Origin of the sequence: Psychrobacter sp. AT9, from assembly GCF_047272965.1 — a bacterium.
Lineage (GTDB): Bacteria > Pseudomonadota > Gammaproteobacteria > Pseudomonadales > Moraxellaceae > Psychrobacter > Psychrobacter glaciei.
This window is the reverse complement of the sequence record NZ_JBKOTW010000001.1, coordinates 865923-886952: the sequence shown is the minus strand read 5'-3', so window position 1 is coordinate 886952 and position 21030 is coordinate 865923. Positions and strand designations below refer to the sequence as shown.

Sequence of the window (21030 nt, the reverse complement as noted above, 5' to 3'; positions counted from 1 at the left end):
TGCCAAACGCCATCCGTAAAAAAAGAGCAACCACTGGTCGCTCTTTTTTTATATTGCTATCTAATTATTCACGGCGGTGCTTGGTATGACTATCAGGCGCTTGGGCATTATCAGGCAACAGTGCTTTAACCGTTAGATTGGCTTGCTGTTTATCGAGATTGTCTTCTGGACGACCGAATGTTTTTGCCGTCCACGTTAGTACCACGATAGAGCCACTCAATAGCATGATGGCGACAGAAATCGTCGCTAGTAGCCACAGATGAAAATAATCTGAGACCGCCTGTACATCGACGACCAAGTGCCGTGACAAAGCGGTGATCGCAATAAATATCAAAAACTGTACTGGCAGACGATGGGTTTTAAAATAAATACCTATCATAGCGAGCAGCTCAAGATAGATAAATAACATCAAGATATCTTTTAAATCTGCTGAGCCTTTTTGAATAATACCAACGAACTCTTTACCGGCGGTCCAAACGACAACCACACTGATTAGAAATAAAATAACGTAATGACAGATATCGACAAACTCTCTACCAATACCTTGCAGTCGCTCGTGAATACCTACGTTTTTTTTAGCCATGTTTAAGTCCTATCAACTGAGATGTGGTTGATTTAGCCTGAGTCTCTGTACTGTGGAGACTCAGGCCCCTTATCTATCGGCAATCAGTATTCGTATGACTATCTTTTTAGCCAGCGTTCAATCCAGCTGATTTTTCAGCTGCATCGACCGTTTGGCGAATCAGCGTGTTGATGGTCATTGGGCCAACGCCGCCTGGCACTGGCGTATAAGCACTGGCAATATTTTCCACACCTTGCATTTCAATATCACCAACACCGCCATCATCTGTAGGATGGAAGCCTGCATCAATAACTACCGCGCCAGCTTTGATCCAATCCGCTTTAATCAATTCAGGCACACCTACAGCACCAACAACGATGTCTGCACGCTTGATATGTGCCGCTAGATCTTTAGTTCTTGAATGACAGATAGTTACGGTACAATTGGCATTCAGTAGCATCATCGCCATTGGCTTACCTAAGATAGCACTACGCCCTACGACCACGGCCTCCAAACCTGCCAGCTCGATACCATGATGCTCTAATAAATGCATGATGCCCTGCGGTGTGCATGAGCCATAAGCAGACTGCTGCATCGCCATCCGACCAAAGCCAAGACAAGTCACGCCATCGACGTCTTTTGCCAAGTCGATCTGCTCAAAGCAAGCACGCTCATCGATATGCTCAGGAACAGGATGTTGTAGCAAGATGCCATGGACATCAGGATTATTATTGAGCTCATCTATCTTAGCCAAGAGCTGCTCAGTGGTCGTGATACTCGGCATCTCAACACGTATAGAGTCCATACCAACACGCTTACAGGCATTACCTTTCATACGGACATAAGTGGCAGAAGCTGGATCATCACCGACCAATATCGTCGCAAGGCTTGGGGTGCGTCCCGTCTTATCCTTGATCGTATCCACGCGCACGCGTAGTTGCTGTTCTATTTGTTTGGCAAGTGCTTTGCCATCTAAAACGGTGGCGGACTCTTGGGCAGTAGGCGCGGTAGACATAGTAACTCCAATAGAGGGTACGATATAAAAAAATAAAGACAGCGCGCGCAAATACTTTGCATGCCTGTCTTATCCTTAATCAAGGTGTGATTTATACTGATATTGTACCTGCCTACGTCTAAAAATCCTAGCCTGTATTAGGGCATGTCCTCAATTCAGTCGACAGTCATACGCTCATCTAGCCACAATCGACCACCAGCCGCAATACTCTCAGCATCGCCGCCTAACGCATGTTTAAGTGGATAGCCTTTCTAATAATACACTTGAAGCATTCATCACTAACAAGCCTCACGATTTAGAAGCTATTATAATTAACAGTAACTAGGGGCTGTATAGCCATCGTAAATAGCGTAGAATAGTCAGTCTAATTTTTTTACATTGAGAAATGTAAACCCACCGACTCAAGGACATGATTATGAAAGATGAAAAATTACAGAAAGCGCTCGCTCGTATGGGGCTTGGCTCACGTCGTCAGATGGAAGAAGTTATTAAATCTGGACGCGTAACAGTCAATAACGGCCCGGCAACCATCGGTGATCGCGTCGAACCAGGTGATGAGATTCGTGTTGATGGTCGTCAAATTAAATATACTGCCGAAAATGAGAAGCGTCGCCGCGTATTGGCTTACTATAAGCCTGAAGGTGAAGTGTGCTCTGCCAATGATCCAGAAGGTCGTCCAACGGTCTTTGAGCGTTTGCCGAAGCTGACTCATGATCGCTGGGTCATGGTCGGACGCTTGGATATTAACTCAACAGGTCTGTTATTGTTTACCAATGATGGTGAAATGGCGCATCGCTTGATGCATCCCTCTGGTGAAGTCACTCGTGAATACGCAGTACGTGTATTGGGTGAAGTGACGTCTGATATCGCGCGTGCGTTAACAGCTGGCGTGATGTTAGAAGACGGTATAGCAAAGTTTGAAGATATCAAAGAAGGCGGCGGTGAAGGCGTCAATAAATGGTATCACGTCCAGCTAAAAGAAGGTCGTAACCGCGAAGTACGTCGCTTATTTGAGTCGCAAGGCCTAAAAGTGAGTCGTCTACTGCGTACGCGCTATGGCACGATTGCATTACCAAAAGAGTTGCGTACTGGTCGTTTCTTAGAGCTCGACAGAAAAGACATCAATACCTTGACTGATCTAGTGAGCTTACGTCCACGTTATGGTACGGGTCTACATGGCGCGGCGAAAGAGAAGCAAGAGCGTATCAGAAACAAACCACTTAAAGCACGTCGCACTACTGACAGTCGTAGCGATAGCCGCAGTGGTAGCGACAATCGCAACAGCAGCGCGAAGCCTAAAAGCAGTGCTAGCCCTGCCAGTCGTGGTACACGCAATACCCGTGACCGCAACGACAAGCGTTAATTTAAACCTGCAATAGATTTAAATTAGACCATAAAAAAGCTGCCCATAATGAATATTTATGGGCAGCTTTTTTATGGGTTTTTTATAATAATTTTACTAACCCAATATTTAGCTATCATGACTATTAATATAGTTTTTCATGACTCGTAAATCTTGCAACTGCTGCGTGTCCATTTGCGCTAACAGATTATCTAAACGCTGCTCAATATTATTGAATACCTGTTGTAATAACGCACTCGCTTCTGCTTTCTTGTCATTACTCACATTGTGAGCATTTATATTCACATTCGCTAGGTGGTAATGACTGGCAAGCATTTCGGGCAAACGAGTATGCAGCAGCTTATGCAACACAAACTGCGCTTCTGTGAGTTCGAGCATTTTATGTTGTGCTTGCAGGGCCTTTTGATAGCGTTGATAGTGATTTACTTTTTCATCGATACGTTTTAATTGGCGCAGTTGCTGCTCTGACAAACTTTGCAGATGTTTCTTATGCAAATTCAATTGCTGCCAACTGAGTTTGGATAGTGATAGCGGCGCATCATAATCTTGATAAGTAAGCATACCTGGCGTAATACCAACGGCTTTATGCAAAGCTTGCCAGCCTTTTTTACCCAAATAAACGACCGTGACGGTTGTCACAACCCCAACGCCGATTAATATGCTCATATATATTTACTCTTTACCCTATTCTTTGATAATACGACTCTACATCTACAGCTTAATATCCTCAGCACTCACATTTGCACCAGTTTGACTGTCAATTTCTTGAATATTCACATCATTACTGACACTACTATCGAGCTTTTGAAACTCTGTATTATCAGCAGGATTGTCAAAGCGTTTTTGCAAATAGCGATTGGTTGCGAGCAATTTTTGTCCATCTTGGTGATATGAGGCATTGAGCAAATCATCAAACTGAGTATTAATGGTACTCAGTACATCTAGCAACGCCTCTTTTCCGGTGACATTAGAATGCTTAATCTTAGTGGTATCAGCAAGCGCCCCATCCCCCACATCTAAGTCATGCAAGCGTCGATAGTCAGCTACCGCTAGCGGAATATGTCTGTCCATCAAGTTTTGAATCATAATATAGGTTTCGTTGACTGTGTCTTTATCATCTATCTTGCCATCATTATTGGTATCACCATAAATGACACGTAGCTTCTCACCTTTTTCATTGATTTGGTCAAGGGCTGTTTTAACTTCAACGGGTAAGCTTTTTTCAGGAATATAACCCAACTGCGGCATCGCTTTATATTCAAGCATTTTTGGCGCGGTCACTTTTTTGATACCACGATATCCTAGATATAACCCAGCTGCTGGTAGCATCCCGTATAAAACAAACATCACTAACATCGCCGTTACTTGGGTCATAGGATTGTCCTCATTATTCATCGTAGTTATTATTGTTCTAGATAGCCTTAAAACTCTAAACTCTAAACTCTAAACTCTAAACTCTAAACTCTAAACTCTAAACTCTAAACTCTAAACTCTATGAGATTAAACAAAAAAATAAGGCTTTATTAAAGCCCCATATTGTTATGTATTTAACTGCTCATAGCTGATAATTAATAGCAGTCATTAAAATAAATACACATTAGCTTTTTGTACGGCTTTTGACATAACGGTGCGTTGAAGCCAGACGATTCATAACCGTTTGATGCAACTCGTCCAACAACTCATCAAGCTCATAATCAATTTCTAAAAACAAATCAGTCAGCATGTCGCCTGCCGTCATTTTTCCCTGCATCATCGTGTTTTTGGTGCGATGTGGACTAAAACGTTGCAATTGCTCATAATGATGTAGTGCTTCTGGAATGCTCTCTGACACCAGCTTGTCGATGACAAACTGACGCTCGTTATGTTGCTGCTGTTGCTGCTCGTTGAGCTCACTGCTCCACTCACGGTAACGCTTGAGCTTGCCGTTAATTCGATCTAGTATCGCAACAGCTTCTATAGGCATAGCATTTAGGGTGGCCTCATCAACCACATCAATAATCTCAGTCATAATCGGACAGCGTCCATGTTTGAGATACCATAGGGTATCGGGGTCGAAAGGCGGTCTATTGGTCGGGCGCATCGCAGCACGATTGGACAAATAGCGATCGGTCAGTGGCGTTGCCGTCCGAATATCGTTGACTTGCGATAACGCTTCACAAATACGATCGGCACGCTCGGGTGCAGTCAATGGCTGGCGTTTACTAATGCCGTTTTCATCACCAGCACTGTCTTCATTGTGAATAATATTATCAGCAGGACTGGCATCATCTTCTGCATTAGGAGCGATAGCGCCTTGCTGAACATGTTTGGCAGCTCGCGTTGGCAAATCATCTTGAGCTTGCCCAAATGACTGTAACATTCTTGTCAAACTTACGACCATGTTCTGCTCTGCCCCTTGCCCATTTACTGATTGCATTCGACCACTCAATCCCTTATCTTAACAGTTTTTTATCACGCTGCCAGTAAGCAAACGTCAACGTTTTGGTCTTTAACATTGAGTAAATGGTTATGAATGCACCCGATTATATTGCTGGTTTTTTGCTGGGATTATCGCTCATTATCGCGATTGGTTCACAGAATGCCTTTGTGCTTAAACAAGGACTCAAACGCGAGCACATCTTTTTTATCTGTCTCTTCTGTGCGGTCAGCGATGCGTTTTTAATCTCTGCAGGTGTTGCGGGCTTTGGCGCGGTGACCGCTCAGTATCCGCAAGTCGTCAACATTGCCAAGATTGCAGGCGTCATATTTTTGCTGGGCTATGGATTCCAAAGCTTGTATGCCAGTGTACGCCTATCCCATGCGCTCACCGTCGATGGACAAGTTGTGACCAGTTTAAAAAAGGCGCTATTGCTCTGCTTTGGTTTTACTTGGCTCAACCCACACGTCTATCTAGATACCTTGGTACTCGTTGGCATGGTTTCAACTGGCGCTAGTAGTAAACTGGCCTTTGCAGTTGGGGCTGTCAGTGCCTCATTCTTTTTCTTCTTTGCATTAGGCTATAGCGCACGCTTACTCAGACCTCTGTTTGCCAAGCCAAAAGCGTGGAATATACTTGATGCCTTGGTGGGTATATTGATGTTTTATTTGGCTTGGCATCTATACCAAAGTTAGAAAACAGCTATATATTCAATCCACTATAAAAGCGTTACAGCGTTAACCTCGCTTGAGGTATTAAATATACATCTACACTTGGTTGCCTTGTACCACTTTTAAATTGAACCGACTACAGTCAAGTTCATATAAATGTACAGTTAAAATCAAAAAACCCAAACACATTCTATAAACGTGTTTGGGTTTTTTTAGGATTAACAAAAGCTATATTAAGTTAGGAAATAACGTGCGCAATCCATTGACGATAATTTCAATAGAAACCGCAGCCAATAACATACCCATGATTCGGCTCATGATATTAAGTCCAGTATCACCCAATAAACGACTAATACGACCTGCCGCCATCAATGCCAAATAGCAAAAAAGACTGATTAAAAAGCCTGCAACGATAACCGCAGAAACACGCAATATGCCTGAAACTTGAGAAGAATAAATAATGACCGTAGAAATACCACCCGGCCCAATCATCATAGGAATAGCCAGTGGTACTACTGCTGAGGCGGTACTTGGTAGTGCATGTTTATCGTATTCAACATCGAAATTTTCTTGATCAGGCTTAGCGGGATTACCATCGCCGTTCATCATATTCAAAGAAATCAAAAATACTAATATACCGCCTGCCAGCTGGAACGAGCCAATAGAGATACCAAGTGCCTTCAAAAGCACCTCGCCTGCTACAGTAAAAAAGCTGATGGTGATAAAAATAGTCAAGCAGGCAATACGTGCTACTTTACGTCGATCAATCATCGAGTAGCCGCGCGTCAAGTCCAAGAACAGCGTCAAAGCTGCAAAAGGATTAATCAAAACCACAAAGGCTAAGATGATTTTAATAATTTCAGTATCCACTGAGCGCTCGCTTATCTATCGGTAAAACTTGGGCAAAAAGATAAGGCCATCGTGCGAGTGCAACGATGACCAATAGGCGGTTAGCAGTAACATTGTAGCATAGGCAGATAAGCTAATAAAATCATTAACTTTGCTTAACATTCTGATATAAGCGCATTAGCGGCAATAGCTGACTGCCATGGGTCGCTCAGCAACTTTTAACGGATAAATAATCGTATCAATAGTCGCCAATAGAAACGGCTCGTTACACCGTTATAGTCGATACTAAATAAAATAGATACACGACATTATAATGCGTGACTGGTAAAAATTTTTATTGCTTGCTGTGCCTACGCAGACAGAGGCGACAAAAAATTTATATCAGTCACACTGTCTCTTTTTTATATTGAACTGACTATATAAAGCCAAACGTTACGCACTAAAATCAAGACCAATATCTAGAGCAGTGGTGCTATGCGTTAAATAACCCATCGCAATGAAATCAACGCCCGTTTTTGCGACCGCTTGCACAGTCTCAGGGGTGATACCACCAGAGGCTTCTGTCTTGGCGCGACCTTTACACATGGCCACTGCTTGCAACAATATTTCAGGTGACATGTTGTCTAATAGTACCAAGCTCACACCAGCGTCTAAAGCTTGCTCTAATTGCGCTAGCGTATCGACTTCTACTTCAATCGGAATGAGATGACCCGCGAAATTTTGTGCTTGCTTGATAGCTGTCTTAATATCGCCTGCAATAGCAATATGATTGTCTTTGATTAAAATCGCATCATCTAAACCCAAACGATGGTTGCGACCACCGCCGCAGCGCACCGCGTATTTTTGCACGATACGTAAACCGGGAATGGTCTTGCGCGTACAGGTAATTTGCGCGGGATAATCCGCCACAGTATCGACAATCTGCTGTGTCGCCGTCGCAATACCACTCAAATGCGTCATGAAATTCAATGCCGTACGCTCTGCCGTTAATAGATGACGTGCATTACCGCGTACGATAGCCAATACTGTATCTGCATCAACCTTCTCACCATCGATGACCTGAGCGATAAACTCTATCTGCGCATCAACCAAAGCAAAAGACAGACGCGCCAAATCCATACCACAGATCACGCCTGCTTGGCGCGCCTTAATCTGGAGCTGCGCCTGCATATCGGCGGGAATGGTGGCTTGCGAAGTCACATCTCCACGTCGACCCAAGTCTTCGGTGAGGGCAGCCTCAACCAAGGGCTTAAGCAATACTTCATCCAATGCTGGCTCTCGTTCAACTGTCATCTTTAACCCTTATATAAGTATGCTATGAATATAAATTCGATTGATTTAAACTCAAAATGAGCATAAATATAGCGCAAAGTTAGCTTTCCCGCAAGGATAGGTCGGTATTTTATGTGTTTAGGGCGTGCCCTCAATCTGAACGAAAGCGCCTAAATGGGCTAAAAATGGCTAAATCTTGCCAAACTGCGTCAAATAGCTGGTCAATATCATGATATTATCTGTGCTATTTTTCTTGTTTGGCTGCAATTTATCTCATTTTTATCACCATTTTCAAAATGAGGACACGCCCTAGTCAACGTTTATAAACACAGCATATGACAGAAATATCGTAGGAATAATCTGACAACTATTTATTTCGTTTGGGCAATTTGCTGTCCATCAGTAAGCTTTGTAGCTCAATATCGTGGCGAAAGCGATAGAGCTTGGCAGGTCGACCGCGCTGAGCGCTACTACTCTCTCCTGTCTCCATTACTAAGTTTTGTGAATCAAGCAAACGGCGAAAATTCTGCTTATGCAGACGCACCCCTGATAATGCCTCGACGCTTTGTTGCAACTGTGACAAAGTAAAAACATCTGGCATCAAACCAAAAATAAGCGGTCTGTATTCAATCTTAGCACGCAGCCTCGAAATAGCCGTCGCAATCACGCGTCGATGATCGTAATACATCGGGACGCCTATACGTTGTGACCAATCGTCTGGCAAGATGACGGCTTGATAAGTTGGTGGATAATTGGGCGCTTCGGGTATCAGCCCCCCTTCATACAGCATCTCATAGCGGAGCAGTACGTGCTCTGCGATCCACTCCCTATTCTCATGAGCATGGTCGCCAACCAATTCTGTGTCTGTCAGTTCGCCACCTGCTAAAAACGCTTCACTCAGTCCCCAACACAACCCAATACGTTGGCGTCGACGCTGTTGCACAATCAAGTCTTCGGCAGTATTTGCCCATTCCAATAGTACAGGCACGATAAAATCTGTGATGATACTGGGCATACCATCTAAGTGATTTTCCCACGGGAAATAATCATACCAATCTCGCCACAGTGCCTCGCTTTGTAGCTCTTGCATCTGCGTCTCTTGCACCAAACCCAAATAGCTCACATAAACCAGCGCATGACCATCGATATTACGTCTATTGGTATCAACAAAGGTATATAACTGCTCTAGATAACCAAGCGGCTGTTGCGTCTGCTCCTCCACCCATTGACGCACGCCTGCTTGCAAAGAGCGATGCAACGGCATCAAAGGACCATTGGGCAGCAGCTTGCCTTGATCCACTGTTAATACACGGGCTGTGTGGTCAGTAATGGCGACTAGCACCGCGACCACTTCAGTGGTGCCACTTCCCTGTTGATGCGCATGTGAATAAGACAAAGTCATAGTTTTGGCGACAATCCTTTAAATGTAGTCATTGAATAATAAGTTCATAAAATGCGGCTTTGATACTGTAGATCAGTATAACGTGAATCCCAGACTATCATAGCCTGCGGTTGTAATTCTACAAAACTAAAACTGCGGTTTATTCAACGACTTTACGGTCTAATGAGTTAAAAAATAAGTACTTTCATCGAGGCAGTTATAAAAAAACACTTGTATTTATGCTCAAAATGAGCATAATTAAAACATCTTATTCATTAGCAATATTCAATTGACTTATTTTTAGCGGCATATTACTTGTCGCTACTGTATAAAAGGTTTGCCTTTATGAAAACTTATCCTTACGACGCACCTATCATGAGTACGGACAATCGCATCGCCACTCAAATTAACATCGAATATGCCAAAGCTAAAATGCCAGCAGACTTGCCGCGCGCTGAACGCATCGTGGTTGAAGAAAACATCAAGAAGCTATTAAAAGAGCATAATGCGGTATTGGTCGCCCATTATTATGTCGATCCCTTTATTCAGGATTTGGCATTAGCGACTGGTGGCTGCGTGGGCGATTCGCTAGAAATGGCACGCTTTGGGCAAGCACACAGTGCACAGACATTGGTGGTCGCAGGTGTCCGCTTTATGGGCGAGTCGGCGAAAATTTTAAGTATGGAAAAAACGGTACTGATGCCAGACCTAGAAGCTGAGTGTTCGCTTGATTTGGGCTGCCCTGCTGACGAGTTTTCCGCATTTTGTGATGCCCATCCTGAGCGTACCGTCGTGGTTTATGCCAATACTAGCGCCGCCGTCAAAGCCCGTGCTGACTGGGTGGTGACGTCATCCGTTGGCATCGATATCATTCGCCATTTGCATAATAATGGTGAAAAAATTATTTGGGGCCCTGATCGCCATTTAGGTAAATATATCGCTAAAGAGACTGGTGCAGATATGCTGCTTTGGCAAGGATCGTGCCTCGTACATAATGAATTTAAAGCGACCGAGCTGATGCAATTAAAAGAGGAGCATCCAAACGCTAAAGTATTGGTGCATCCTGAATCGCCTGATAGCGTGGTGGCACTCGCCGATGTGGTCGGCTCTACTAGCAAATTGTTGCAATCGACTTATGAGATGGATGCCGATACCTTTATCGTCGCCACCGACTTAGGTATCTTGCATGAAATGCAAAAGCGCTCGCCAAATAAGCGTTTCTTAGCAGCGCCTTCTGCTGGTGAAAGCGCAAGCTGTAAGAGCTGTGCCTTTTGTCCATGGATGGCGATGAATGGTCTCAAAGGTATTGAACAATGCTTGACGCAGCGCAGTGGCGAAGTTTTGATGACGCCTGATCTGGCAGTCGCGGCTAAAAAGCCCTTGCAACGCATGCTTGATTTTGCTGAATCACAAAAACAACGAGTGGCAGCCAGTGGCGATATTGTTAAAGACCGCGAGCTGTTCGCCAATGTCGGAGCAGCCTAATATGAATGCGGTGTCTACAGCGGAAGCACTAAATGCTGATAATTTTGATGGGGCGGTACAAACCGATGTCCTTATCATCGGTGCCGGATTGGCAGGGCTAAGCACGGCTCTAGCGTTACCAACATCGCTGAATATTACCGTATTGAGCAAAGCCGACTTGGAAGTTTGTTCAAGCCATTATGCCCAAGGTGGTATTGCTGCCAGCCTAGATAAGGATGACTCTGTCGCTGACCATATCGCTGATACGCTAATTGCGGGCGCAGGCTTATGCGAAGCTGACAATACCAGTAGCATTTTAAGTGCCGGACAGCAGGCTGTGCAATGGTTATGTGCGCAAGGTGTGCCTTTTACCCAGATACAGCAAGATGATAATGCAAAACCTTTCACCGAGCTACAGACTGAACTACAGACTGCTAACTTACACTTAACCAAAGAAGGCGGACATGGTTGCAGGCGGGTCGCGCATGCGGATGATGCGACTGGTCGACATATTATGGAAGCCTTGACCATAAAGGCTCAATCTGCTGCCAATATCACTATTTTGCCTTATTATGAAGCGCTGAGCCTTTTAACAAGCAGTGATAATCAGTGCCAAGGGGCGCAAGTTTTTGATCATAGTAGTCAACGACAACTGACTTTTTATAGTCGCGCAGTCGTACTGGCTAGTGGTGGCTTGGGTCAATTGTTTAAGCGTGCCAGTGCGCCCAACGTCTGTGTCGGTGATGGCGTAATGATGGCATGGCAAGCAGGCTGCCGCTTAGCAAACTTAGAATTCATTCAATTCCATCCGACTGGTTTGGCATTAGATGACAGCAGCTTTCTCATATCTGAAGCCCTACGCGGTGAAGGTGGGCGGCTGACTTGTCCACAAACCGGTGTGCGCTTTATGTTGGAAATTGACGAGCGTGCAGAACTGGCACCACGCGATATCGTCGCTCGTGCTATTGCTGAACAGATTAGTACGAATGGACTTGGCTACGTAAACCTTGATGTCAGTCATCTGCCAGAACAGTTTTTACGAGAGCACTTCCCGCAAATTTATCAAACGTTATTAAAGCTGGGCATCGATATGACTACTGACCCAATTCCGGTCGCGCCTACCGCTCATTATAGCTGCGGCGGTGTAGTCACATCTGTCAATGGTATGACCGATGTGGCAGGTCTCTATGCCGCTGGCGAAGTTGCCTATACAGGTTTGCATGGGGCTAATCGCTTGGCGAGTAACTCTTTATTGGAATGTGTGGTGGTTGGACGTAATATCGCTGCTGACTTACCGCGCTATTTAAAATACGTGACCGAGCTCAGTCAAGCGACATATTTTAATAAAGGAAATCAATCAGCCCTTGGCATTTGGACGCCGCCAACGCTTAAAGATACTCAGCCCATTACTCTGCCACCGTCTACTGACTATAAAAGCAATACTCATCATAACGTCAATATAGATGCTGACATAGCTGGGATAACCGCCAAACTAAAAGTTTTGATGACTGCTCATATGGGTATCACTCGCAGCGCTGGGCAATTAGCACAAGCATTGCTACAAATAGAAAATTGGCAGCAGCAGCTTGGATGCCTCAAGTCTCATTCAACCAATATCAGTAGTAAGAGCGATACAACTACCCTTGCCAGCTTGGCATACTTTCAATTAGCACGACAATTACAATTAGCGACATTGATTATTCAGTCGGCTTATCAGCGTTATGAGAGTCGCGGTGGTCACTATCGTCAAGATTATCCGCATTTGGCGACCACACCTCGAACCAGTGTGATTGCGCCCTTATCAAAGCTGAGAGAAGGTGACAAAACAGGTAACAAAGAGGGTGGCATTGATTGGTTGGTTCAGCCTATAATCGATGACACAGAAGTTGGAACAGCATACAGTTGCTAACGTTTAACAGCGATTGAAGGTTGTTGTTCTAGCCATGAAAAACGATAAATTGCCGTTCTTTATTGACCCCAAAGTGCTTAAAATATGGCTACTGATACGCTGTTTGTGATCGGACTTATGATTGTCGTCAGTTTGACGTGGGCCTTGCTGGCCCTACCTCGCTTGCGTAAGCGCCTGCCAAAAATTTATCTGATTGCACGCTCGTGGTGGCTCATGTTAGCGGCGCTTTGCGCTTGTTATGTTATCGCTAAGATAACGGATAATAGCCAGCCCTCACAGCCTCCTACCTACCCCTACCAGTGGCTACTCATCGCCTTTTTCGTCTTAATTGGTTTGCGTGGTAGCTATGAGATCAAACGCTTATGGTGCCTGCGCAACAAAGCTGTGCTGATTCACAAGCTCCAAGCGCGCGGTTTACAAGCGAATACTCAGCCTTTTAGCCAAACTCTTCCTCATTCTCCTCAAGCTTACACACGTTTAAATCTGTTAGACCTATTCTTTAGTTTTGCTTTTATCACCCTGATTGTCAGCCTTATTGCCTTACAACAATTAATCTGGCAGCGCGAGCAGTATGGCGTTTTATTTTTTGTGTTATTTGCCAGTCAATTTAATGATATTGCACAGTATTTATGTGGACGATTGCTTGGTCACAAGCTGTTTAAGCGTGGTCTTGCCCCAACCATTAGCCCTAATAAAAGTATCGAAGGTGCTCTTTTCGGTAGTATGCTCGCGGCGCTATTGGCAACGCTATTAGGCATTTGGCTCACGCCTTTTAGTTGGTGGATTTGCTTATTAGCCGCTTATGGCTTAGCGGTCAGTGGTATTGCTGGAGATTTATTAGAGTCCGCCTTTAAGCGTCAGCACGGGGTAAAAGACACGGGTACTATGCTCGCTGGACATGGCGGTGTATTAGATAGAGTGGATAGTTTGCTGATTGGCGTACCGTTATTTACCTTGTTTTATTGGCTGCTCGGCTAAGTTGTTATATAGTCGATTCAATTTAAAAGTAGTACAAGGCAACCGAGTGTAGATGTATATGTGATACTTCAAGCGAGGTTAACGCTGTAATACTTTTATAGTGGAATGACTATAGTCGATCTACTTTTAAAAGATACAGTGCTACTGGGATTAGTTATTCGCAGCCTCTGTCGGCGTAGGCACAGCAAGCAAGCAAGCAAGCAAGAAAAATTGATACCAGGAGCACGTTATAATAGTTGTCTTTCTTTTATTTAGGACTAACTATATCCAGTAGGTTTATCCAATCTACTGCGCAATATCCAATTAAGCAACGGCTTAGGTAAATGATTGAGCGCCCGAGTAATATAGCGCATGGAGCGTGGAAAGATTGCCAGCTCAATATCATCATCAATCGCTTGCATGATATGGTCAATTGCTGTTTGAGTCGTCATTATAAAGGGCTTATGACTGGCATCACCATCATTTAAATCACGCAACGCTTGGGTATCAATATAGCCTGAGGCAATACAATTCACTTGGATATCATAAGGTGCAAGTGCAAGTCGATAAGCGCTGGCAGCCGCAATCATGGCACGTTTGCTTTTGGCATAAAGACTGGCGTAAGGATAATCCATAGTACCGGCGATAGACGCGATACAAATCAGACTTAGTCTGCTATTTTCTTTGCAATCTAATGACAAGCTTTGACGCTTTAACTGCTCGCTTGCCCACCTAAAAACCTGCTCAAAGGCTTGAAAGTTAATCGCGAGCATTTTATCGCTGTCCGCTTGATTGAGACGATGGACACGCTCATTGGTGTAACTGCCTGCACTATAAATCACTCTTTGAAAGCTGATATCTGACAAGCTCTCTAACAAACTTTGTGTTTGCACACTATCCATCAAATCACAGCAATAAGTGACAATATTAGGATACTGACTATTGATATTATCTATCTTCTCCATACTATGACCAACCACGCTCACTTGCCAGCCAAGCTGATGATGATGCAGCGCTAACGCCAAGCCAAGACCGCTTGTACCGCCAAAGACAATGATATGCGATGACTTATGAGTGGAAGTAGACTGTGTGATGTTTTTCATTTTAGAGCTCATAGACCCTGCTGCCGTATATAGTCAGTCGTACGCTGATAGCCATACTGCCATTGCGCCTGCATTTGCTGCACAAAACCGTCATAGTCACTGTGAATGAGTTCAACCGTCATTTGCTTTATATTAAAACGCTTTTGTACATGCTGTCCTGCCAACTGCTGACCATTATCTGCAAAGGGTAACCAATGCAATTGATGGCTATTTCTTTCTGACTTCACAAGTGATGACGTTTTCATTGGCTGATAACCATGCACTTGTGCCAAACGCTCATTGGGGTCAAAACCAAAAACGCGCTGAATCGCTGGTGCCGCCAGCCATGAATCATAACCTGCCTTGGTCTCTGCAAATACAGTCTGTCCTAACTGACACGCCAGCTCAACGGGCGTAAGATTAATCACCCCGCCTAAGCACCACCCCAAATCGTCTATAGGCGTTGGCGGTAGATAATACATATCTGCCATGGAAGCGCGAACCGCTGAATTAAATTCCCACTGCTTTACGACATTTACTGACTGATGAATACGCCCATCAGCAAACGTATGAGCCGGTGAGTTGAGCATTTCATCAAAATGCTCTGATACTGCCAAACGCGGTGGCGCAAATAACAACTCTTGTAGTTTAAACTCATCGTAAACAGAATTATCAGCAGTAGGCGTTTGATTAAGTGCTTGATTGGGCGCTTGATACAGTCGGCTAGCAATAATGGCTATCTCTGGCGCGGCGGTATTAAAAGAATTATTATTCTGCTTGGGAGAAAAACGAGACAACTCATCGAGCCATTGCCCATCGTTATCTATCCGAAACATTGCCAACTGCTGCAACTCATCTAATAGTCGTTCGTAGTTATCTGCTTGTTGCTGTTTTTGGCGGTTGGACAGCTGCCGTGACAAGCGCCAGCGTTTAAGCGCCTGAGTCATATAACGTATTTTTAGTCGCTTATTGGCTTCGTCTGGCGCGATATGCCTGATTGCAGTAATGACACGATACAACTCACGGCTGCACATCAGCTCCTGCAAATCTTTGGGGGCGGGCGCTAAATTGACTAAATAAGCTGACAGACTGCCACCGCAAGTGCCGACGATAATATCCGGCATCAAATCATGGGCAACCAACGCCGCATAACTGCCCAAATAATAGGCGAAACGTGAGCCGCCCCCTGAAAAAAGCTGGACGCGCTCATAAGGCTTGGCATGCGTATTATTCATGATTGGTTGAGGCGACTTTAATTGCCAATGACACGGTAAAGATACCAAAGCGATCGATACGCATGGCGACTTTCTTAAAGCCAGCATTCTCAACCAATTGATCCATTTCCGCTTGTGAGCGACAGCGCATCACCCAACTGCTACCGCGATGATTGTTTAAGGTTTTACTAATAAATTCTTGCTCAGGATGCCACGGCTGATTGGTATAAATTAAATAGCCATCCGCTTTTAAACTGTCATAAATACCCGCCAATGCCGTTTCGGGTAGTGTATTGTCAGAAAATAATTCAAACACGCCAGAGGCAATGGCGATATCGAACTTTTTATCATCAAGACCTTTAGCATCGCCGCCTCCCTTCTGTACATGAGAATAACTGGCAGGGTCAAACGCATTTTTTTGACAAGTAAGGACACGATCAGCAATCTCTAACTGCTCCGCCTTTGCCTGTAAGGCTTGGATATTATGCTGCTCATAATCGCGTAGCTCAGCGTGCAAGTTGGTAAATTCTGTCAATAAATCAAAGGCATAAAAGCCATGGCCACTAGCGATATCGAGTAGTTTCGGCTGGAATGACTCAGTGCTGTTTTGATTAGCTTGGTTTTGCTTAGCTTGGTTTTGCTTAGCTTGGTTTTGCTTAGCTTGGTTTTGCTTAGCTTGGTTTTGCTTAGCTTGGTTTTGCTTAGCTTGGTTTTGCTTAGCTTGGTTTTGACTAGCTTGGTTTTGCTTGCTAGACTTTATATCTGCCAGAGCTTCACGTGCTAGCTCCAATATGTGCTCACGGCGAATACGAATACCTTGCCAGCCGATATTACTTAAATAAAACTTATCGATTGCTTGCCCAAATTTGTTTTGACCGCTCGGCTGATTGTAATAGACGTGATCAAGCGAGTGACCCGAGTCAAATCCATGCTCCAGTCCTGTGGCAATCGCGTCGCTGACATGACCAAATTTTTGCATGGCAAATCGGGTAATGGCAAAGCTTGGGTTAAAGGGTTTAATCGCTAAACGGTCAACCTTATCTTTACTGGCACTATTAAGATGAGCGGCGCTTAAATCAGGCGCTTTGACGTTCTTACTGAATACCTGCTCAGCGAACTCGATACAATCCGCGAAGACGTCTGCCTTATTGGTCTCATGAAAGATCGCATGATAGCTATCTGGATATAACTGCCAGCGTTTATCAGTGGTATTAATCGCTTCATAAAACGTGCGTTCAGCCTGCTTATCGACTACATAATCCTTACCGGCACATAATATAAAGGTTGGCACGGTGATAGCACCCGCATCATCGAGCAAGCGTTGACCGGTTGCATGCGTATCGATGAGCAAGTCGGTCGAGATACTGTTTGAGATGAGCGGATCGGCATTATAAGCTTGCTGCGCGTCTTTATCATGGGTTAAGACTTGCGCCTTGACGTAGCTGCTCACGCGTGACATCAGTCCAAGCGCGCGAGCTACCTTTAGCGATGGTATGGCAAATGGCATGTACAAGCGAATACTCAACGCTGGCGTACCCAATATCATTCCGCGAATATTTGGCGCGTAATCATGTACCCATGCTGCTGCGAGTACCGCGCCGATACTACTGGCGACGATTAACGTATCGGTAATAGCAATGCCCGTTTGCCCGATAACCAATTGCACAAAACCGTCTAAATCGCGCTCCAGCTCGGTGACGCTTTCGGCATGATCCTTGATACCACCTGAGCGCCCATTACCACGCGCATCCCAAGCAAATACTTGATAGCCAGCTTTTGCAAATTGTTCCCCAAGTTCTGCTAAGCGTCCTGAATGCTCGTGACCACGATGCAACAGAATGACTTGGCGCTGTTGTGTGTGTTGCTGACCGGCTTGTTTGATATTCTCTAAAGGCATCGTCAACCAATAGCGATAATAGATTGCCGTGCCATCATACGCGTTGTAGCAACTTTCACCGCTAACAACTTCGGACGATGATAGATGAAGGTCATCGCTAACCTTCTTTGGGGCAGCTTTGGCATTGGTAGACTGGGAATTTTTAGAAATAGCGGGCATTGTCTGGGACTCCAAAAGGGACGTTTTAGCAGCAGAGTTTGATAAAGGAGAGTTCGATAAAGGAGAATTTGATGACAAGGTATTGGGAGATAGCGTATCAGGTTGATCAATAATCGCTTGGCAATCGATAGATGAAATAGATTGATACGATGCGTCTGGTATTGACTCAAGACTGTCTGAGCGCAGCACAGGTGGTTTACGCATCAAATATAAGTCTGCCATATAACGCAGTCGATTGAGACAAGTTTTTAGTAGCAGCGCCTCTGTGAGTATAAATAATTGCCCTACTCTGATATGAAATAACGCGGGCGGTACTTTACTTGCCATAAAAGTGCCAAGCACACCGAGCACAAAAGCACGATCACTTTTGCCCAAAGGCCCTTGATTCGCTCTAATGTCTAACATCCTATTACTGGCGATACCTAGTAACTCGGTGCCGATACTAAGCACGATTAGACCGACAATATGTTGCTGATGGATTGATATATTGTTTGGCAAATTGATTGCCGACGCTTGCAAATTACCATTAGCAACATGCGGAGCAAGACTTGCGATAAGCGCCGTATCAGCCACGATATCACCCACTTCATTGAGCACTTCACCAAGCATTGATGCTTGCCCGTGCTCGCGCGCCATCATGCCATCGATAGCATTGAGCGCCATGCGTACAAACAATGATGAAGGCAATAAAAGCCATAATTCCTGCTTCTCAGTTGCAGGCTTGGCAATCACATAAGCCGTACCAAGGCTCAATAAGATGGCTGATACCGTCACTTGGTTAGCGGTAACCTTTTGCTCGACCAATGCATCGCTAATTGGGCGCAATTGATCTTGAAACTGAGATTTGAGCTGATAGAGCGACATAAGGCGAGCCAAATATATTCAGTCCTTTAATGTAGCAACAAAAGTTGATTAGGTAAATACTTAAGTATGGCTGTTAGCCGGATTATCATGCATAAAACCCTATCCTACCATCTCGCTACAAAGGCGCTTTCCTTATAAGCCAACATTTAATGGTTAAACAGTCAGTTTTCACAAGGAATCTTAGTCGCTCATGTCAGTATTAATAGCTTGATATGCTACAATCCTCAGCTTCTTAGAAATACCTTCTCAAAAACACCTTCAAAAATGCTACGAGCCTGCCACCATGCAAAGCCTGATTACCCTTGTTCTGGTATTAATGCCAATGTTTATTGGTTTTGCCATTCCTTCTAATCCTAAAATGACCAAGCTTGCGGATAAAGGCTTGTCTTATTTGGTGTTTATCATCTTAGCGCTGATTGGTATTGAGCTGTCGCAAGTGGAAGGGCTTGGCAGTCAGATAGGCGAGATTGCGCTGTATGTGACTATATTATCGATATTGACGATTGGTACGGGCTTATTTTCCCTGATGTTGTTCGATCATTTGCGTCCATGGCATGCCAAAAAACCCAGCGTAAAATCTAAAGAGCATCGCGTCAGCATCCGTGGTAGCTTGGCACAAGTGATTTGTGTGGTAATTGGTATGGTGATTGGATACTTCCTGCCAGACAATTATATGCCACCCGAAAACACCATGACGGTGATGTTAATGATATTAATTTTGCTGGTCGGTATTGGTTTAAAAGGCTCGGGTATTACTCTAAAAGAAGTGCTGCTGAATAAGCGCGGCGTTGAGATGAGTGTCATCTTTACGCTAGCGGTATTGGTTGGTGGCTTACTATTTGCGCTGATGTTCAGTGAGGTATCGTGGACAAAAGGCTTGGCATTGGCATCAGGGTTTGGTTGGTACTCGCTATCTGCAATCGTCATGACCGATGCTTACGGTGCTGTGTGGGGCAGTGTCGCGCTGTTCAATGACTTGGTACGTGAATTTTTTGCGCTGATATTTATCCCTGTGTTTATGCGTAAATATCCGTCAGCGGCAGTAGGACTTGGCGGTGCGACGAGCTTGGACTTTACCTTACCCATTATTCAGCAGTCTGGCGGTCTAAAAGTCGTGCCTTTAGCGATTAGCTTTGGCTTTATTATTAATATTGTCTCGCCAGTGTTGATGGTGGTATTCTCGGCGTTGGGATGATGTCGAAAAAATGATAAGCTTTACTTCACAAAACTTTTTTTCTATTTTTAACTATACGTCTAAGAGATAAAAAGACTTTCACCTTAGCTCAATCAATCTTGTTCTTACAATTGTCATCAAACCACATAGTCGTATCTACTCTTTGATTTACCTTACTATCTTCATAGCTATCGCTAGGCGCTTTTGATCTCTCATCACCGTAGTAAGCTGTCTTGATTTGTCTAGGATCAATTTGATAATTTAGAATAAGATAACTCGCAATATACTCGGCGCGGTCTCTTGCTAGTGTCTTATTACTTTCAATATTTTCATATTTACTAATATTACCGTCTAATCCAATTAAACATTTATCGTTAATATTTGCAAAAACTTTAAGGCTATCTATATCTTCTGCATAAGGCTGACTACTGTTCATAGGAAAAGAAACTTGGCCTCCGATACCATGACCAACATCTGTTGATACAGATAAAGGGCAACCTACTTTATCAACCACTACATTATTTGGTGTGTCTGAGCATTCGTCTGTATTATCTAGCACCCCATCGCTATCTGAATCAGGAGTCTCTGCTTGCATTGTCCTGATATTTTCAGAATAAGGCACAGTTTCAGGCGGTACAACCTCAGTAGTTTGGCAACCTACTAAGCTTATCGATGCGGTTAATAAACATGCGCTATAGAGTTTCATTGCTTACATCCCTTAAAGTTCACAGAAAATACTAAACTCAAAACACTTCACAGCTTTCTCGATTATTCAAACGCT

17 protein-coding genes and 3 pseudogenes are annotated in these 21030 nt (G+C 44.3%); 6 read left to right on the top strand and 14 right to left on the bottom strand.

Going from position 1 to position 21030, the window contains the following annotated elements; all coding sequences use genetic code 11:
• Nucleotides 1–64: 64 nt before the first annotated feature.
• A complete protein-coding gene (locus tag ACMFL8_RS03845; protein WP_413190123.1) occupies nucleotides 65–583 on the bottom strand; it encodes a phosphate-starvation-inducible protein PsiE in 519 nt (172 codons plus the stop codon).
• 106 nt (nucleotides 584–689) lie between these two features.
• Nucleotides 690–1577, bottom strand: a complete 888-nt coding sequence (gene folD / locus ACMFL8_RS03840; RefSeq protein ID WP_413190122.1) for a bifunctional methylenetetrahydrofolate dehydrogenase/methenyltetrahydrofolate cyclohydrolase FolD — start codon at nucleotides 1575–1577, stop codon at nucleotides 690–692.
• A 415-nt stretch (nucleotides 1578–1992) separates the two neighbouring features.
• Between folD and rluB the strand changes: the two genes are divergently transcribed.
• Nucleotides 1993–2940, top strand: coding sequence for a 23S rRNA pseudouridine(2605) synthase RluB (gene rluB, locus ACMFL8_RS03835; protein WP_189586509.1), 948 nt, complete (start codon nucleotides 1993–1995; stop codon nucleotides 2938–2940).
• A gap of 108 nt (nucleotides 2941–3048) precedes the next feature.
• On the opposite strand, the gene ACMFL8_RS03830 is transcribed toward rluB, so the two are convergent.
• The 3 genes from ACMFL8_RS03830 to ACMFL8_RS03820 all read right to left on the bottom strand — a co-directional run bounded on the left by ACMFL8_RS03830 (nucleotide 3049) and on the right by ACMFL8_RS03820 (nucleotide 5356).
• Nucleotides 3049–3606, bottom strand: a complete 558-nt coding sequence (locus ACMFL8_RS03830) for a hypothetical protein (RefSeq protein ID WP_210541328.1) — start codon at nucleotides 3604–3606, stop codon at nucleotides 3049–3051.
• A 45-nt stretch (nucleotides 3607–3651) separates the two neighbouring features.
• Nucleotides 3652–4314, bottom strand: coding sequence for a hypothetical protein (locus ACMFL8_RS03825; RefSeq protein WP_228293241.1), 663 nt, complete (start codon nucleotides 4312–4314; stop codon nucleotides 3652–3654).
• A 223-nt stretch (nucleotides 4315–4537) separates the two neighbouring features.
• The gene (locus tag ACMFL8_RS03820) at nucleotides 4538–5356 is read right to left on the bottom strand and encodes a hypothetical protein (protein WP_228293242.1); all 819 of its coding nucleotides are present in this window, start codon (nucleotides 5354–5356) and stop codon (nucleotides 4538–4540) included.
• 92 nt (nucleotides 5357–5448) lie between these two features.
• Between ACMFL8_RS03820 and ACMFL8_RS03815 the strand changes: the two genes are divergently transcribed.
• Nucleotides 5449–6051 (top strand): LysE/ArgO family amino acid transporter, encoded by a 603-nt coding sequence (locus tag ACMFL8_RS03815; RefSeq protein ID WP_413190121.1) that lies wholly within the window; start codon nucleotides 5449–5451, stop codon nucleotides 6049–6051.
• Nucleotides 6052–6255: 204 nt separating this feature from the next.
• Here ACMFL8_RS03815 and ACMFL8_RS03810 read toward each other — a convergent pair whose 3' ends face one another.
• The 3 genes from ACMFL8_RS03810 to ACMFL8_RS03800 form a co-directional block, all read right to left on the bottom strand.
• The gene (locus ACMFL8_RS03810; RefSeq protein WP_210541329.1) at nucleotides 6256–6897 is read right to left on the bottom strand and encodes a MarC family protein; all 642 of its coding nucleotides are present in this window, start codon (nucleotides 6895–6897) and stop codon (nucleotides 6256–6258) included.
• Nucleotides 6898–7308: 411 nt separating this feature from the next.
• Nucleotides 7309–8169 carry a carboxylating nicotinate-nucleotide diphosphorylase gene (gene nadC / locus ACMFL8_RS03805; protein ID WP_413190120.1) on the bottom strand — a complete coding sequence of 287 codons (861 nt, stop codon included), beginning with the start codon at nucleotides 8167–8169 and terminating at the stop codon, nucleotides 7309–7311.
• A gap of 346 nt (nucleotides 8170–8515) precedes the next feature.
• Nucleotides 8516–9550 (bottom strand): NUDIX hydrolase, encoded by a 1035-nt coding sequence (locus tag ACMFL8_RS03800; RefSeq protein ID WP_413190119.1) that lies wholly within the window; start codon nucleotides 9548–9550, stop codon nucleotides 8516–8518.
• Nucleotides 9551–9874: 324 nt separating this feature from the next.
• On the opposite strand from ACMFL8_RS03800, the gene nadA reads away from it, so the two are divergent.
• The 3 genes from nadA (at nucleotide 9875) to ACMFL8_RS03785 (ending at nucleotide 13880) form a co-directional block, all read left to right on the top strand.
• Nucleotides 9875–11014, top strand: a complete 1140-nt coding sequence (nadA, locus tag ACMFL8_RS03795) for a quinolinate synthase NadA (protein ID WP_413190118.1) — start codon at nucleotides 9875–9877, stop codon at nucleotides 11012–11014.
• A 1-nt stretch (nucleotide 11015) separates the two neighbouring features.
• On the top strand, nucleotides 11016–12902 hold the full coding sequence (nadB, locus tag ACMFL8_RS03790; protein WP_413190117.1) for an L-aspartate oxidase: 1887 nt from the start codon (nucleotides 11016–11018) through the stop codon (nucleotides 12900–12902).
• Nucleotides 12903–12986: 84 nt separating this feature from the next.
• Nucleotides 12987–13880 (top strand): phosphatidate cytidylyltransferase, encoded by an 894-nt coding sequence (locus ACMFL8_RS03785; RefSeq protein ID WP_413190116.1) that lies wholly within the window; start codon nucleotides 12987–12989, stop codon nucleotides 13878–13880.
• A 257-nt stretch (nucleotides 13881–14137) separates the two neighbouring features.
• Here the strand turns inward: ACMFL8_RS03785 and ACMFL8_RS03780 are convergent, their stop codons facing one another.
• The 5 genes and pseudogenes from ACMFL8_RS03780 to ACMFL8_RS03760 form a co-directional block, all read right to left on the bottom strand.
• Complete coding sequence (locus tag ACMFL8_RS03780; protein WP_413190115.1) at nucleotides 14138–14962, bottom strand: SDR family NAD(P)-dependent oxidoreductase; 825 nt, start codon at nucleotides 14960–14962, stop codon at nucleotides 14138–14140.
• A gap of 8 nt (nucleotides 14963–14970) precedes the next feature.
• The gene (locus tag ACMFL8_RS03775) at nucleotides 14971–16176 is read right to left on the bottom strand and encodes a patatin-like phospholipase family protein (RefSeq protein WP_413190114.1); all 1206 of its coding nucleotides are present in this window, start codon (nucleotides 16174–16176) and stop codon (nucleotides 14971–14973) included.
• Nucleotides 16169–16768: pseudogene (locus ACMFL8_RS03770) on the bottom strand (class I SAM-dependent methyltransferase family protein); the annotation flags it as partial. The pseudogene ACMFL8_RS03770 and the gene ACMFL8_RS03775, both read right to left, overlap by 8 nt.
• A pseudogene (locus ACMFL8_RS03765) lies at nucleotides 16687–16860 on the bottom strand (pentapeptide repeat-containing protein); the annotation flags it as partial. The pseudogenes ACMFL8_RS03765 and ACMFL8_RS03770, both read right to left, overlap by 82 nt.
• Nucleotides 16861–16945: 85 nt before the next feature.
• Nucleotides 16946–19075, bottom strand: a pseudogene (locus tag ACMFL8_RS03760) (alpha/beta fold hydrolase); the annotation flags it as partial.
• A gap of 283 nt (nucleotides 19076–19358) precedes the next feature.
• On the opposite strand from ACMFL8_RS03760, the gene ACMFL8_RS03755 reads away from it, so the two are divergent.
• Complete coding sequence (locus ACMFL8_RS03755) at nucleotides 19359–20270, top strand: lysine exporter LysO family protein (RefSeq protein WP_413190113.1); 912 nt, start codon at nucleotides 19359–19361, stop codon at nucleotides 20268–20270.
• Nucleotides 20271–20358: 88 nt separating this feature from the next.
• Here the strand turns inward: ACMFL8_RS03755 and ACMFL8_RS03750 are convergent, their stop codons facing one another.
• A complete protein-coding gene (locus ACMFL8_RS03750; protein WP_413190112.1) occupies nucleotides 20359–20955 on the bottom strand; it encodes an OmpA family protein in 597 nt (198 codons plus the stop codon).
• Nucleotides 20956–21030 lie beyond the last annotated feature (75 nt).

What these genes read in the sequence shown, in the direction of transcription:
- ACMFL8_RS03845 (WP_413190123.1), bottom strand. Translation starts at nt 583, where the DNA reads ATGGCTAAAAAAAACGTAGGTATTCACGAGCGACTGCAAGGTATTGGT.
- folD (WP_413190122.1), bottom strand. Translation starts at nt 1,577, where the DNA reads ATGTCTACCGCGCCTACTGCCCAAGAGTCCGCCACCGTTTTAGATGGC.
- rluB (WP_189586509.1), top strand. Translation starts at nt 1,993, where the DNA reads ATGAAAGATGAAAAATTACAGAAAGCGCTCGCTCGTATGGGGCTTGGC.
- ACMFL8_RS03830 (WP_210541328.1), bottom strand. Translation starts at nt 3,606, where the DNA reads ATGAGCATATTAATCGGCGTTGGGGTTGTGACAACCGTCACGGTCGTT.
- ACMFL8_RS03825 (WP_228293241.1), bottom strand. Translation starts at nt 4,314, where the DNA reads ATGACCCAAGTAACGGCGATGTTAGTGATGTTTGTTTTATACGGGATG.
- ACMFL8_RS03820 (WP_228293242.1), bottom strand. Translation starts at nt 5,356, where the DNA reads ATGCAATCAGTAAATGGGCAAGGGGCAGAGCAGAACATGGTCGTAAGT.
- ACMFL8_RS03815 (WP_413190121.1), top strand. Translation starts at nt 5,449, where the DNA reads ATGAATGCACCCGATTATATTGCTGGTTTTTTGCTGGGATTATCGCTC.
- nadC (WP_413190120.1), bottom strand. Translation starts at nt 8,169, where the DNA reads ATGACAGTTGAACGAGAGCCAGCATTGGATGAAGTATTGCTTAAGCCC.
- ACMFL8_RS03800 (WP_413190119.1), bottom strand. Translation starts at nt 9,550, where the DNA reads ATGACTTTGTCTTATTCACATGCGCATCAACAGGGAAGTGGCACCACT.
- nadA (WP_413190118.1), top strand. Translation starts at nt 9,875, where the DNA reads ATGAAAACTTATCCTTACGACGCACCTATCATGAGTACGGACAATCGC.
- nadB (WP_413190117.1), top strand. Translation starts at nt 11,016, where the DNA reads ATGAATGCGGTGTCTACAGCGGAAGCACTAAATGCTGATAATTTTGAT.
- ACMFL8_RS03785 (WP_413190116.1), top strand. Translation starts at nt 12,987, where the DNA reads ATGGCTACTGATACGCTGTTTGTGATCGGACTTATGATTGTCGTCAGT.
- ACMFL8_RS03780 (WP_413190115.1), bottom strand. Translation starts at nt 14,962, where the DNA reads ATGAAAAACATCACACAGTCTACTTCCACTCATAAGTCATCGCATATC.
- ACMFL8_RS03775 (WP_413190114.1), bottom strand. Translation starts at nt 16,176, where the DNA reads ATGAATAATACGCATGCCAAGCCTTATGAGCGCGTCCAGCTTTTTTCA.
- ACMFL8_RS03755 (WP_413190113.1), top strand. Translation starts at nt 19,359, where the DNA reads ATGCAAAGCCTGATTACCCTTGTTCTGGTATTAATGCCAATGTTTATT.
- ACMFL8_RS03750 (WP_413190112.1), bottom strand. Translation starts at nt 20,955, where the DNA reads ATGAAACTCTATAGCGCATGTTTATTAACCGCATCGATAAGCTTAGTA.